The 13,536-nt window shown below is 45.9% G+C and carries 12 protein-coding genes; 2 read left to right on the plus strand and 10 right to left on the minus strand.

The features are described from left to right. Positions 1 to 238: 238 nt before the first annotated feature. Positions 239 to 3,994: a phosphoribosylformylglycinamidine synthase gene (locus tag G5B12_RS16270; RefSeq protein WP_174088861.1), complete on the minus strand. Its 3,756-nt coding sequence runs from the start codon at positions 3,992 to 3,994 to the stop codon at positions 239 to 241. Positions 3,995 to 4,147: 153 nt separating this feature from the next. On the opposite strand from G5B12_RS16270, the gene G5B12_RS16275 reads away from it, so the two are divergent. Further along, positions 4,148 to 5,026, plus strand: coding sequence for a LysR family transcriptional regulator (locus G5B12_RS16275; RefSeq protein WP_021976074.1), 879 nt, complete (start codon positions 4,148 to 4,150; stop codon positions 5,024 to 5,026). 107 nt (positions 5,027 to 5,133) lie between these two features. On the opposite strand, the gene G5B12_RS16280 is transcribed toward G5B12_RS16275, so the two are convergent. The 3 genes from G5B12_RS16280 to G5B12_RS16290 form a co-directional block, all read right to left on the minus strand. After that, complete coding sequence (locus G5B12_RS16280; protein ID WP_173762656.1) at positions 5,134 to 5,970, minus strand: Mrp/NBP35 family ATP-binding protein; 837 nt, start codon at positions 5,968 to 5,970, stop codon at positions 5,134 to 5,136. Positions 5,971 to 6,064: 94 nt separating this feature from the next. Beyond that, entirely contained in the window at positions 6,065 to 6,433 is a 369-nt protein-coding gene (locus tag G5B12_RS16285) for a metal-sensing transcriptional repressor (RefSeq protein ID WP_015526957.1), read from the minus strand. A gap of 14 nt (positions 6,434 to 6,447) precedes the next feature. Beyond that, positions 6,448 to 6,675 carry a hypothetical protein gene (locus G5B12_RS16290; protein WP_173762657.1) on the minus strand — a complete coding sequence of 76 codons (228 nt, stop codon included), beginning with the start codon at positions 6,673 to 6,675 and terminating at the stop codon, positions 6,448 to 6,450. 177 nt (positions 6,676 to 6,852) lie between these two features. Between G5B12_RS16290 and G5B12_RS16295 the strand changes: the two genes are divergently transcribed. After that, on the plus strand, positions 6,853 to 7,425 hold the full coding sequence (locus G5B12_RS16295; RefSeq protein ID WP_173762658.1) for a xanthine phosphoribosyltransferase: 573 nt from the start codon (positions 6,853 to 6,855) through the stop codon (positions 7,423 to 7,425). Between the two features lie 81 nt (positions 7,426 to 7,506). Here the strand turns inward: G5B12_RS16295 and G5B12_RS16300 are convergent, their stop codons facing one another. The 6 genes from G5B12_RS16300 to G5B12_RS16325 form a co-directional block, all read right to left on the minus strand. Then, positions 7,507 to 8,928: a substrate-binding domain-containing protein gene (locus G5B12_RS16300; protein WP_173762659.1), complete on the minus strand. Its 1,422-nt coding sequence runs from the start codon at positions 8,926 to 8,928 to the stop codon at positions 7,507 to 7,509. Between the two features lie 14 nt (positions 8,929 to 8,942). Beyond that, the gene (locus G5B12_RS16305; protein ID WP_173762660.1) at positions 8,943 to 9,563 is read right to left on the minus strand and encodes a WYL domain-containing protein; all 621 of its coding nucleotides are present in this window, start codon (positions 9,561 to 9,563) and stop codon (positions 8,943 to 8,945) included. A gap of 9 nt (positions 9,564 to 9,572) precedes the next feature. Further along, the gene (locus tag G5B12_RS16310) at positions 9,573 to 10,301 is read right to left on the minus strand and encodes a type 1 glutamine amidotransferase (protein ID WP_173762661.1); all 729 of its coding nucleotides are present in this window, start codon (positions 10,299 to 10,301) and stop codon (positions 9,573 to 9,575) included. Next, complete coding sequence (locus tag G5B12_RS16315; RefSeq protein ID WP_021976081.1) at positions 10,298 to 11,632, minus strand: MurT ligase domain-containing protein; 1,335 nt, start codon at positions 11,630 to 11,632, stop codon at positions 10,298 to 10,300. Before G5B12_RS16315 ends, G5B12_RS16310 begins: the two co-directional genes overlap by 4 nt. A gap of 30 nt (positions 11,633 to 11,662) precedes the next feature. Continuing rightward, the gene (locus G5B12_RS16320) at positions 11,663 to 12,514 is read right to left on the minus strand and encodes a phosphatidylinositol-specific phospholipase C/glycerophosphodiester phosphodiesterase family protein (RefSeq protein ID WP_021976082.1); all 852 of its coding nucleotides are present in this window, start codon (positions 12,512 to 12,514) and stop codon (positions 11,663 to 11,665) included. 252 nt (positions 12,515 to 12,766) lie between these two features. Then, positions 12,767 to 13,536, minus strand: a 770-nt coding sequence (locus G5B12_RS16325; protein ID WP_174088863.1) for a LytR/AlgR family response regulator transcription factor, incomplete at its 5' end; no start/stop codon positions are given.

Here is a 13,536-nt window from a genome sequence, read left to right on the forward strand (position 1 = left end):
ACCTATGACCCTCTGCTTGTAAGGCAGATGCTCTCCCAGCTGAGCTAAGATCCCATAACAGTTGCTCGTCTTAAGAACTCTTCTGTTCCGCAACTCGCTTTGCTATTATATAATGGTTTCTGACTTGTGTCAACAGTTTTTTTCACTTTTTTTAAATTTTTTAAAAAATATATGTTTTTTTGTATTTTTACAGTGGCAGGGAGGTCTGAAATCCCCTGCCACTGCAAGCTTACGGATATTACTTGAAGTATTCTACACCAGATTCGAAAATCTTGATATCCTGCTCTCCATAGATATTTACAGCCACACCTGCGTCACGACGCTCGCTGTGCGCCATCTTTCCGAGAACACGTCCATCCGGGCTTGTGATACCTTCGATGTTCATATAAGAACCGTTTACATTGAACTCGCCCTCATAGCCTGTTTCATCTACCGGTACATACTCCGTTGCGATCTGTCCGTTTTCTTTGAGTTTCTTCAGCCACTCATCATTTGCAACGAAACGTCCCTCACCGTGGGAAGCCGGGTTGCAGTATACACCGCCAAGCTGTGCTTTCTGAAGCCATGGAGACTTGTTGCTGACAACCTTGGTATATACCATCTTGGATACATGACGGCCGATGGTGTTGTAGGTCAGTGTCGGAGAATCCTCTTTCTGACCACAGATCTCGCCGTACGGTACCAGTCCCAGTTTGATCAGGGCCTGGAATCCATTGCAGATACCAAGTGCCAGACCATCGCGCTCATTGAGAAGCTTCATAACAGCTTCTTTGATCTTCTCGTTCTGGAATGCAGTTGCAAAGAATTTAGCAGATCCATCCGGCTCATCACCTGCTGAAAATCCGCCCGGGAACATGATCATCTGTGCCTGACTGATAGCTTTCTCAAAGATTTCCACAGAATCATGGATATCTTCTGCTGTCAGGTTTTTGAATACTTTTACATCTACTTCAGCGCCTGCTCTCTCAAATGCACGAGTGCTGTCGTACTCGCAGTTTGTTCCAGGGAATACCGGAATGAATACGCGTGGTTTTGCCACTTTATGTTTGCATACATAGATGCTGTCTGCTTTGTAAAGGGAACCGTCATCTGCTTTGACATCCTCGGTTCCTGCTGCTGTCTTGAATACGTTCTCCAGAGTGCCCTCCCATGTGGAAAGTGCCTCTTTCAGAGTGATCTCAGTATCGCCGTAGGAGAATTTCGCATCGTCTGTAGCCTCACCGATCACTGTGTAAGTGATAGCAAGCTCGCCGACTTTTCCATCCGGAACTTCGCAGATGATATCTCCGAATGCCGGGGCAAAGAAATCTCTTGGATCAAGGCTATGCTCGATCTTCACGCCCATACCGTTACCAAATGCCATCTTGCTGACTGCTGCGGCGATTCCATGACGGTCAAGTGCATATGCGGAGATCACACGGCCAGCCTGGATATCCTGATGTAATTTGTCATACTGCTCCATAAGAGCCGGATAATCCGGAAGGTCATAAGCGTCCTTCGGTGCACGGAGCCATACCAGTTTGCTTCCTGCTTTTTTGAGCTCCGGTGTGATCACGTCTTTTACTTTTGCAACATCCACTGCGAAAGATACCAGTGTCGGAGGAACATCAATGTCATTGAAGGTTCCGGACATACTGTCCTTACCGCCGATGGAAGGAAGGCCGAATCCGATCTGTGCCGCATAAGCGCCAAGCAGTGCGGAGAACGGCTGGCTCCATCTCTTCGGATCTTCGGTCATACGACGGAAGTATTCCTGGAATGTGAAGCGGATCTTCTTATAGTCACCACCGGTTGCAACGATCTTGGCAACAGACTCTGTTACTGCGTAAGATGCTCCATGATACGGGCTCCAGGAGGAAAGGTATGGATCGAAGCCGTAGCTCATCATGGTAACTGTCTCTGTTTTTCCGTTCTGTACCGGAACTTTTGCAACCATGGACTGTGTCTCTGTCAGCTGATATTTACCACCGTGAGGCATAAATACGCTGCCTGCGCCGATGGAGCCGTCAAACATCTCCACAAGACCTTTCTGTGAGCATACATTCAGGTCAGCGAGAGTATCCAGCCATTTTTTCTTTACGTCTGTGACATCCGGACGTTTTTCAAAAAGGTTTCCGTCTTTGGACGGGATCTCAACCTCAACGGAAGTCTCCTGATGTGCACCGTTGGTATCCAGGAATGCACGGGAAATATTTACGATCTCTTTTCCTCTCCAGTTGAGGACAAGGCGTGGCTCCTTAGTTACAACTGCAACAGGAACTGCCTCAAGATTCTCTTCATTTGCGTATTTCAGGAAAGTATCCACATCTTTCGGGTCAACCACAACAGCCATACGCTCCTGGGACTCGGAGATGGCGATCTCAGTTCCGTCAAGACCTGCATACTTCTTCGGAACTTTGTCAAGGTCGATCTGAAGTCCTGGTGCCAGCTCGCCGATGGCAACAGAAACACCGCCCGCACCGAAGTCATTACATTTCTTGATGATATGGCTGACTTCTTCTCTGCGGAACATTCTCTGGATCTTACGCTCTGTCGGTGCATTACCTTTCTGCACCTCTGCGCCGCAGACCTCAATGGAAGCCTCTGTGTGAACCTTGGAAGAACCGGTAGCACCACCGATACCGTCACGGCCGGTACGTCCTCCAAGAAGGATGATGATATCTCCCGGATCGGAATTCTCACGGATAACCGCACGTCTCGGAGCAGCACCCATAACCGCACCGATCTCCATACGTTTTGCAACGTAGTCCGGATGATAGATTTCTTTTACAGCACCGGTTGCAAGACCGATCTGGTTTCCGTAGGAGCTGTAACCGTGAGCTGCGCTGCGGACAAGTTTCTTCTGCGGAAGTTTACCCTTCAGAGTTTCTTTTACGGATACAGTCGGATCAGCCGCACCGGTTACACGCATTGCCTGATATACATAGGTACGTCCGGAAAGCGGGTCACGGATGGCACCGCCAAGGCAGGTAGCCGCACCACCAAAAGGCTCGATCTCGGTCGGATGGTTGTGGGTCTCGTTCTTGAAGTTGATCAGCCACTCTTCTTCTTTTCCGTCCACATCCACCGGTACCACGATACTGCAGGCATTGATCTCATCGGACTCTTCCTGGTCTGCAAGTTTGCCTTCTGCTTTCAGTTTCTTCATTGCCATAAGAGCCAGATCCATCAGGCAGACAAATTTGTCATCACGGCCTTTGTACATGTTCTTATGGGCATCCAGATATTCTTCGTATGTTTTTTCGATTGGAGCTTTATAGTCGCCTTCATCAAACTTCACGCTGGTAAGCTCTGTGGAGAAAGTGGTATGTCGGCAGTGATCAGACCAGTAAGTATCCAGAACACGGATTTCTGTCATGGACGGATCACGTTTCTCTTCATTTTTAAAATATTTCTGGATATGCTGGAAATCCTTGAATGTCATGGCAAGGTTCAAAGAAGCGTACAGCTCTTTCAGATCAGCCTCTGCCATATCCTTGAATCCGTCAAAGATCTTCACATCCTCAGGGTCCGGGAATACGGTTACCAGTGTCTCCGGTTTCTCAAGTCCTGTCTCACGGGAATCCACCGGGTTAATGCAGTGATGTTTGATTGCCTCAAACTCTGCGTCTGTAACGGTTCCCTCAATTACATAAGTAGTTGCGGAGCGGATGATCGGTGCCGCATTCTCATCCAGGAACTGTACACACTGTACAGCGGAGTCTGCTCTCTGGTCAAACTGTCCAGGGAGGAATTCTACGGAAAATACACGTGCGCCCTCTGCCACATCAAATTTCTCAAGATACAGATCATCTACCGGCGGCTCTGCAAATACGGTCTTGCAGGCTTTCTCAAATACTTCATCGGAGATATTCTCCACGTCATAACGGATCAGCTCACGGACTGCTGTCACAGTGCTGATGCCAAGATAATGTTTGATCTCATGTTTCAGTTCCTTTGCTTTTACTGCAAAGGCAGGTTTCTTTTCTACATACACACGTCTTACGTTGCTCATAGAAGGCTCCTTTCTCTATATCCGATAATAAGGATGGTAAACGTGCAGAAAGCATTTCTGTCTTTCTTTTCTGCTGAAAATATAGTATCATAGGAAATATCATTAGTAAAATTAATATATCTTATATCATTTATAAGCGGAGGATTTTTACATATGGATATCAATCTTGAACTCTACAAAGTGTTTTACTATGTAGCAACAACCCTAAGTTTTTCGGAGGCTTCCAGACAGCTTTTTATCTCCCAGTCTGCAGTCAGCCAGGCGGTCAAAAACCTGGAGAAAAAACTGGGCCACACCCTGTTCGTTCGAAGCACCAAACGGGTGATCCTGACTCCTGAGGGAGAGCTTCTTCTCCAGCACGTAAAACCGGCCCTTTCCATGCTTAACGAAGGCGAGGCAGCCCTTTCCGGCGAGGGAAATCTTACCGGTCAGCTGCGGATCGGTGCCAGCGATACTCTGTGCCGCTATTTCCTCATCCCTTATCTCCGCCGGTTCCACAAGGATCACCCGGAAGTGCGGATCAAGATCATCAACATCACTTCCATCGGATGTGCGGAGCTTCTGGAAAACGGCCAGGCAGAACTGATCGTCACCAATTACCCCAACTCCCGGCTTTCTTCCCACACAAAACTTCAGACTGTGCTGGAATTCCGTGATATCTTCGTAGCAAACCCGGATTATTTTACCATGGGAAAAACGCCTCTTTCCCTGGAAAACCTTCTGGATTATCCCATCCTGATGCTTGCTCCGAAAAGCACTACCAGTGAATACCTTCATCAGGTGTTTGCGGCCCAGGGACTGAAGCTGCTGCCTGAGGTGGAACTGAACAGCAACGATCTTTTGATCGACCTTGCGGAGATCGGACTTGGTATTGCCTGTATCCCGGACTATATGCTCCGCAACCGCCCGGGCCTGGAACCGGTCCACCTGAAAACACCACTGCCTGCAAGAAGTGCCGTGATTGCTCATCATGAAGCGCTGCAGCTTTCCCAGGCTGCTCAGTGCTTCCTGAAATATTTTTCCCAGATTTAACCAAATAACTGCTTGACAAAAAGACCACCGGAATCTGCACGAAGGATATTCTCAATCCTTACTGCATCGGATTCCGATGGTCTTTTCTGTTATTGTCTTTTTATTTCTTACGCCTCATCTTTTGGCATTACATCTGCTGCCGCAGTGATATACTCGTTCTCGATCTTGCTGAACAGGCCGCTGTCTGCAAGCTCTGCAAGTTTCACATCGATCGGCATCTTGCCAAGTACCGGAACTTTAAGTTCTGCGGCGATCTCGTCGATATGGCTCTCACCAAAGACCTTGATCTCTTTTCCGCAGTCCGGACATTTCACGTAGCTGTAGTTCTCCACGATTCCAAGGACCGGAACCTTCATCATATCAGCCATGTTATAGGCCTTCTTGACGATCATGCGGACCAGATCCTGCGGAGAAGTAACGATCACGACACCCTCAATCGGCAGGGACTGGAATACTGTCAGCGGAACATCTCCGGTTCCTGGCGGCATATCTACAAAGAGATAATCCAATTCACCCCAGATCACATCACTCCAGAACTGTTTTACCATATTTGCAAGGACCGGACCTCTCCAAATCACCGGTGTCTCCTCATCCGGAAGAAGAAGGTTTACAGACATAACCTCGATTCCGTTTGCAGTTGGCATCGGATAGATTCCGTTGTCACTGCCCTGTGCGTTACCCTTGATGCCATACATCTTCGGGATGGACGGGCCTGTGATATCCGCATCCATAATGCCCACTTTATATCCCTTGGAAGCCATCAGGTTTGCCAGGGAGCCTGTTACAAAGGATTTACCGACGCCACCCTTTCCGCTAACAACTCCGATCACATGTTTTACGTCAGAAAAAACGTTTGGTTCTGCCATGAGGCTCTGGGGCTGTTTCTGTCCGCAGCCTTCACAGCTTGATTTGTTGCAGGATGTATTGCTACACTCTTTTGCCATAATAAATTCCTCTCATTCTTTGTATTTACACAGACAAAACTGGCTCTCTGTCCGTGTATTTTTCTCATTCACGATCTCTCATGAACTCCTTACCTTACTTCATAAATCTGTCGATCGCTTTTTCCAGTTCCTTGATAGCATCCCTGTCTCCATGCTCCACTGCATCCACGATGCAGTGTTCTATATGATCCTGCAGTATGATCTTGCCTGTATTATTGATCGCAGATTTTACGGCTGACAGCTGGATCAGCACTTCGCTGCAGTCACGTCCTTCCTCCACCATACGCTTAATGGATTCCATATGCCCGATGGCCCTGGAAAGTCTGTTGAGTACGGCCTTGGTCTGTGCGTGGCTGTGATGATGAGGATGTGTGCCATCGTGAGTATGCACATGTTCCTGTTCCCCATGGGTATGTTCAAGAACGGTTCCATCCTCGAGAACGTGCACATGTGTTTCTTTCATGTGTATTTCCTCCTTCAGATCTCCGTGAAAGAACAGCGCTGCCGGATCATAGATGTCTGAATGTCAAAAATGATGGTTCCGTCTTCCAATACTGTCTTCTCGTAGGAGACATCCTTCCCCTGAAATTTCTGTTTCACATACGCTTCCGGATCTATGATCTCCACTTCTTCCACAAATACATCACGCATCTGATTTCTCGGGCATTTGTTAAAAATTTCCCAGATTACTTCGTACTCTTTCATCCGTGTCTGTTCCTTTCTTTGTCATCTTATCTATTATAATAATTTTATGTTTTTTTGTCAAAAATAATTGCACTCACGCAAATATTGTCGTATGATACATATTAAAAATATTACTGCTCTGTCCGTGAGCAGTAAACAAACATACATTAATGTGATAAATCAAAGGAGATAAATTTCATGCAGCTTTTAAAAGACAGAATTCTGACAGACGGCGTAATAAAAGAAGGAAATATTTTAAAAGTGGACAGCTTTCTGAATCATCAGATGGATATTAACCTGATCAATGAGATCGGTAAAGAATTCAAGAAACGTTTTGACCACTGTCCAATCAACAAGATCCTTACCATCGAGGCTTCCGGTATCGGTATTGCCTGCATTGCGGCACAGTATTTCCACGTACCGGTTGTATTTGCAAAGAAGGCACAGAGTGTAAATCTTGACGGCGAGATGTACACAACTAAGGTAGAATCTTTTACTCATAAAAAAGTTTATGATGTGATCCTTTCCAAGAAATTCCTCGGACCGGAAGATCATGTACTCCTGATTGATGATTTTCTTGCCAACGGCTGTGCACTTCTTGGTCTGATCGACATCGTCAAGAAATCCGGTGCAACTCTGGAAGGTGCCGGAATCGTTATCGAAAAAGGCTTCCAGTCCGGCGGACAGACCATCCGTGATATGGGTATCCATCTGGAATCCCTTGCCATCATTGATTCCATTGAAGGTGGCAAGCTTACTTTCCGCGAATAAGATTTATCATAAAAAATACTCTTGGGAACTTACATATGCCGGTTTCCAGGAGTATTTTTATTTTGCCATATTTATTTTGTTTTATGCATCTGCACCTTTGGAAGGTTTCTCTGTAGGTGTCGGAGTTGCTGTCTCATCTGCTTCCGATGTTGGTGTCTCAGAAGCACCTGCCTCTTCGGACGGTGTTGATGTGATCTTGTCATCTTCTTCGTCAGCTTTCTCAGACGGTGTCGGTGTTACCTCTTTATCCAGTTCTTCTGTTACCGTAACTTCCGGTGTTTCCGTTGGAATCAGTGTCGGAGTTGCCTCCGGTACAATCTCATCCTCATCATAATATCCGTCATCCACAAGCATCTGGTAATTATCCGCATCGATCAGCTGGATATCGCTTGTTACAGTTCCCACGATCTTGGTTCCGTTGTCATACTGCTCGTAATCAGAAATCTCCGGTTTCTCCCCTTTCAGAAGAGTGTCCACCATAGTCACACAGTCATTTGCCAGCACGCGGTTGTCAAAGAACAGACTGTCTGCAAGTTTTCCCTCAATCACAGCAGTTACTGCTTCTGCCTCACAGCCACAGCCAGTGATCATTGGCCATCCCTCTTCACCTGACACATGGCCAGCATCCTCCAGGGCATCAACGGCACCAAGAGCAAGGTCATCGGCACCTGTGCAGATAATGTCCGGTGTGCCTTCTGTATAATTCTGGGAAAGGATCTCTGCCATATCGTTCTTCGCGGTATTTCTTCCGGAACGCATCACTGCAGTATCATCAAGCGTCTGCTTTCCTGAAGTGCACACCAGTGTTCCGTCATCGAAATATTCCTGAAGTTTTTCCATCACGCCATTATAAAAGAACAGTGCATCACGGTCATCCGGAGAACCCATCAGGAACTCGATGGTCAGCGTGCGTTTTTCTTCTCTGGCTTTCTCCAGATCCATTTTTTTGATGATGGAATCTCCCACCATTTTTCCTGCTTTTCTCGTATCAAAAGTAACATAATAGTTGATCTTATCCGTATCCATGATCAGCTGATCATAGGAAATTACAGGAATGGATTTCTCATAGACCTGCTCCAACACATCATTCAGACCGTAGGCATCTACCGGTGCAATCACAAGGGCAGATGTTTTTTCATCGTCCAGAATGGACTGGATCTGTGACACCTGTGTATCACTGTCCTCATCTGCAAAAAAGATCTCCGCATCATAGCCGTCTCCTTCCAGTGCAGTCTGAAAACTTTCTCCATCCAGGGCCCAGCGGGAATCATCTGCAGCTGAAGGCAGAAATACTCCTACTTTCTTATCGGCAGCTGCTGTTTCTTTTTCTTCCTCTTTTTCTTCTTCCTCTGCATCATCGCTGTTTTTGGCTTTTCCTTCCGGATCTTCGGACTCTACACTTTCATTGGCAGCCTCTGTTGCCTCTTTGTTTTTGCCGCAGCCGGAAAGAACTGCTGTAAGAGCCAAAGCTCCCACAAGCAGGATCGCTGTTTTTTTCTTCATGGTCAAATCCTCTCCTATACGCCTTTATATTCCTTTGCCAGTGATTTCAGATAATCTCTGTATGCCAGTGCGGATTTCTTTGGTTTCAGGATGCGGACATCTCCGCCCATGCCTGTCAGCCAGCCGTAAAACTTGGAATTTTCCGGAAGCTGAACCGTTACCATCAGATCTCCGTTTTCCTTTATTTTATACTCTGCGTCTTCGCCAAAAAAATCACGGATTTCAGCCTGTGCAACGCCTGTACAAAGAAGGCGCATTTCTTTTTTTATGGTTCCCGCAGAATTCTTAAGAAGCACCTGGTACCCACTTATATCAACGCTCTTTGTTTCTGCCTTTTCCTGAACTTTTTCCAGAGTGGAAACATTTGCATTTTCCGCCTGAACGGATGGCTGCTCTGCCCCCTGCTGTCCTGCCAGATAATAACCACCTGGCCGCTCCCTTGTATAGCGGATATCCATTCCAAACTCCCGCAGAACCTCCACATCGTCATAAATGCTCTTTCTCTCCGCACGGATCCCATGTTCCATAAGATTTGCAAGAATCGTCTGCATGGATATTGCATGATGCTCCCCTGTCTCCCGCAGCATTTTTTCAAGATACAGGATCTTCGCTTTCTGATTGTTTGATTTTGCCATACTATCCTCTTATCCTTCGTTCTTTACAAAGCGGTGGAAAATATAGGAGTTTGCCTCCTGCTCCTCGCTGTCATCCAGTTTCTCAAGTTCGATCTTCTTACCATATTTCTTTTCCAGTGCACGGCTGATCAGAAGATCAGCAAGCTGTGGATTCTTTGGAAGAAGTGGTCCGTGAAGATAGGTTCCGATCACATTTTTGTATACAACACCTTCCTCGCCGGACTGTCCGTCATTGCCATATCCGGACAGTACTTTTCCCAGAGCTTTGTTGTTTCCGATGGTGGTACGTCCTCCATGGTTCTCAAACCCTACAATGGGCATATCAAAAAGATCACTCTGCATCACAATATTTCCGATAAGACGGCCTTTTCCCTGCTCTGTGCTCATATCCACCAGTTTCAGTCCCTCGATCATTCCCTGATCGGTCTTATAGTAGTTTCCAAGGAGCTGATATCCACCACAGATTGCGATGACAACACCATTATCTTCCACATAGGCCTTGAAATCCTTCTGGATCTCTTTCAGCTTTTCGCATACCAGCATCTGCTCACGGTCAGAACCGCCTCCCAGAAGAACGATATCCAGTTTGGAAAAGTCGATCTTGTCTCCCAGTTCAAACGCAATGGTTTCTGCCTCAATGCCTCTCCAGAGACAGCGTTTCATAAGGCACTGGATATTTCCTCTGTCACCGTAAAGGTTCAGAAGATCCGGATATAAATGTCCAATCGTTATCTTCATTTTTCCCCCTCCAGTTTCTTCAGAATATTTCTGGTGCCAAACAGCGCCGTATAGTTTACAAGTACATAAAGATTGCCACATCCGTCCTCGATCCGCTTGCGGATGGCTGTTTCCACATCATTTTCCAGCATGGACGGGATATCCACATATTTCAGTCGGAGGCGCATATCCTGACAGCGAATGCCGCTGACTGTGATGGAATTGATATTATCTCCTCCGAAAAGGTCAAAATCCACGTCCCAGAGCCAGGAGATATCTTTTCCGTCCTGTGCATTATCGTTGATCACAATGATGATATCCTTGGGTGATTCATCCTGCATCACAGCTGAAATGTTCTGGTTAAAACCGGCCGGATTCTTGGCAAGGTTCAGAACAACGCTGGTACCTTTGATCCGGAACTGCTCATTACGTCCGTTCTCAGGATTGAATTTTTTCAGCATCTCATTAAAATGTTCTGCCTTAAATCCAGCGGTACGTATTCCCGCATAGGCAGCAAGGATATTATATACGTTATAGAAGCCTTTGTAATTGGCCACGATCCGTTTATCTTCCACAGTAAATGCGATCTGGTCATCCACCTTCACATCTGTGGCATCAAAATCGATCTCCGGACGTTTAAATCCGCATTTCGGGCATCTGTAGTCACCAAGCTGGCTGTAATGATAAAAACTGTAGACCAGTCTCTCCCCGCAGCATTTACAGAACCGTCCCTCACGGATCTCGTTTGTTTTGTTCTTAATTACCGGTTTGCTGATTCCATAGGTTACAAAAGGATTGCCACAGTCCATGGCAAGATATGCGGACAATGCATCGTCACCGTTGACGATGACCTTCATATCCGGAACTTTTTTCATCATTTCTTCCAGAATATTCATGGTGATATCAATCTCACCATAACGGTCCAGCTGATCACGGAACAAATTGGTCATGACCATATAATCCGGTTTGATCTTTGTGAACACGTGTCTTGTGGAAGCCTCATCAACCTCAATACAGGCATAGTCCGCATCCAGTTTTCCGCTGAATCTTGCGCCCAGCACAAAAGCTGCCACAACTCCGTTCAGCATATTGGAACCGGTATGATTACAGATAACTTTTTTACCTTCTGCCTCCAGTCCTGCACAGAGCATGTTATTGGTTGTTGTCTTTCCGTTGGTTCCACATACTACAAATATTTTTTCTCTTACCTGAGAGGATAGCTCCTCCAGGATATCCGGACATATCTTCAATGCGATCTTCCCCGCCCAGGTTACACCCTGGCGTCCCATAAGTTTACAGACATGCCCTGTGATCTTTGCTGCCATCACAGCAATGGTTGTTCTTATTTTCATAATCCTCTGATTCCTTTGTTTTTATTTCTCCTACCACAGATCTTCTGCTGTCAGAAAATCCGTGCAGATTCCTTCTGCTCCCTGTGCAATATACTTTCTGGCCTGATTCCGGTCATTTACGGTATACACATACAGCCGTATTCCCTTTTTTTCAAAAATTTCTTCGGTTTCTTCAGACCAGTATTTCCAGTAAACTGTTGCCGCAGGGATACCTTTTTCTTCACAGAAAGATGCGATATGCTCCAGATCCTCTGCCGAATATTCCTGCCACAGAGAATATACATAGGAGGGAAAAGAATAAATCATGGTGGTTCCGGGAAACATTGCCTCACTGTAGATTTCCGGAATGATCTGGTCCAGAACGCTCTCTGCTCCCGCTGCTCTTGCAATTTCCACGTAATCGCAGTAATCTTCAAGTGTTCTCTGATAGTTGCGCAGAGAGTACTGTTTGGAATCGATCATCACATAGGCATCTGGATGTTCTTTCAGAAGCAGGAAAAAATCTTCCAGCGTCATCGGCGTATATGTTCCATATATCTTACTGTTCTTAAACTGTTTCTCTGTAAGAACTTTTTTCCCGCTGCCCTTCCACTGCCCCATGGATTCCTTCCAGTTATGGCGGCATACCCACACTCCGTCCGATGTTCTGGAAAGATCCAGTTCAAAAAGCCGTACACCCTGTTCGTACATGGCAAGAAATCCCTCTCTGGAATTCAGATAATCCTTTCCAGCCAGTCCACCCAGCGCATGTGCTATGGTTCGGTGATCCTCCCAACGAAACTTTGTTGCAACAGCTGTATCATTTCTTAAAGGCACCGAACTTCCTCCGAGAAGTACCAGTGACAGAAACAGTATTTCCACTGTCAGTATAAAACGTCTCATTCTCTCCGGCAACAAAAAAATGCACAAGACATAAAGGAAAACATTTCTGTTCTGCTTTCCTTCATATCTTCTGCAAGTTTATGATCTCCGGACAATACATCCGAAATTCTCCTATATTCATTCTGCCCGGTAGTAACGGAAATTCTGCCGACCATTCTCATCATCCTTTCGCATACCTGTACTCTTAATTTGTACATTACCGATTGTACGCTAAAAAGGCATAATAATCAAGCCAGGATTTGAATATCCATTTTATTCCGTTTCTTCTCCATTGCATTCCTGCTGGAAGCGCAAATACTCATCATATTTTTCGTGAGCAACCCGATTGTAGGAACGTGAAATCGGTATCACATGATCTCCGATCCGAAAACTGTCATTTTTGGCTCCTGTAATCCGTTCCATATTTATAATAAAGCTCTGGTGACATCGCAAAAACGTGCTGTTTTCCAGCTGTTTTTCAAAATCTTTCAGTTTACCTCTGCATTGTAGTATACTTCCGTCTGTCATGTGAAAATTTACGATATGCAGGCTGCTGGTAATAAAGCTTACCTGGCTGTGCCGTAAAGTATACACCCGTGCACGATACTGGAAATGTATCACCCTCTCATCCGTGTTGATATTTAATCTCTTTTTTAACGGTTCCATAATATATTCCAATGTTGCTGCAGTTACTGGTTTCAGCAAATAATTATATGCAAACAGGTCAAAAGCATCTCTGTAATATTCATCGCTTCTGCTCATGAAAATTACAGCTACTGACATTTCTCTTTCTCGTATCTTCCGTATTGTTTCCAGTCCGTCTACTTTTTTTGAATCCATGTTAACAAAGATTGCATCATAAGGTTTCCTTTTCTTTTCCAATTCTTCCAATAAAAGCTCGCCGCTTTTAAATATCCGAATTTCTGACCCTGGAACGATTCGCTCAAGCTGTTTGTGAAGTTTTCTAGCATCTGCCTGCATGTCGTCATGAATATTACGGTGCGGCAGAGCCGCCAGTCCGGTGTGGCGAGAGCCACCTGTCC

Source organism: Blautia sp. MSK.20.85, from assembly GCF_013317245.1.
Classification (GTDB): Bacteria; Bacillota; Clostridia; order Lachnospirales; family Lachnospiraceae; genus Blautia_A.

Bases quoted from the DNA above. Each gene is read 5' to 3' on its own strand.
- G5B12_RS16270 (WP_174088861.1), bottom strand. From the start codon at position 3,994: ATGAGCAACGTAAGACGTGTGTATGTAGAAAAGAAACCTGCCTTTGCA.
- G5B12_RS16275 (WP_021976074.1), top strand. From the start codon at position 4,148: ATGGATATCAATCTTGAACTCTACAAAGTGTTTTACTATGTAGCAACA.
- G5B12_RS16280 (WP_173762656.1), bottom strand. From the start codon at position 5,970: ATGGCAAAAGAGTGTAGCAATACATCCTGCAACAAATCAAGCTGTGAA.
- G5B12_RS16285 (WP_015526957.1), bottom strand. From the start codon at position 6,433: ATGAAAGAAACACATGTGCACGTTCTCGAGGATGGAACCGTTCTTGAA.
- G5B12_RS16290 (WP_173762657.1), bottom strand. From the start codon at position 6,675: ATGAAAGAGTACGAAGTAATCTGGGAAATTTTTAACAAATGCCCGAGA.
- G5B12_RS16295 (WP_173762658.1), top strand. From the start codon at position 6,853: ATGCAGCTTTTAAAAGACAGAATTCTGACAGACGGCGTAATAAAAGAA.
- G5B12_RS16300 (WP_173762659.1), bottom strand. From the start codon at position 8,928: ATGAAGAAAAAAACAGCGATCCTGCTTGTGGGAGCTTTGGCTCTTACA.
- G5B12_RS16305 (WP_173762660.1), bottom strand. From the start codon at position 9,563: ATGGCAAAATCAAACAATCAGAAAGCGAAGATCCTGTATCTTGAAAAA.
- G5B12_RS16310 (WP_173762661.1), bottom strand. From the start codon at position 10,301: ATGAAGATAACGATTGGACATTTATATCCGGATCTTCTGAACCTTTAC.
- G5B12_RS16315 (WP_021976081.1), bottom strand. From the start codon at position 11,632: ATGAAAATAAGAACAACCATTGCTGTGATGGCAGCAAAGATCACAGGG.
- G5B12_RS16320 (WP_021976082.1), bottom strand. From the start codon at position 12,514: ATGAGACGTTTTATACTGACAGTGGAAATACTGTTTCTGTCACTGGTA.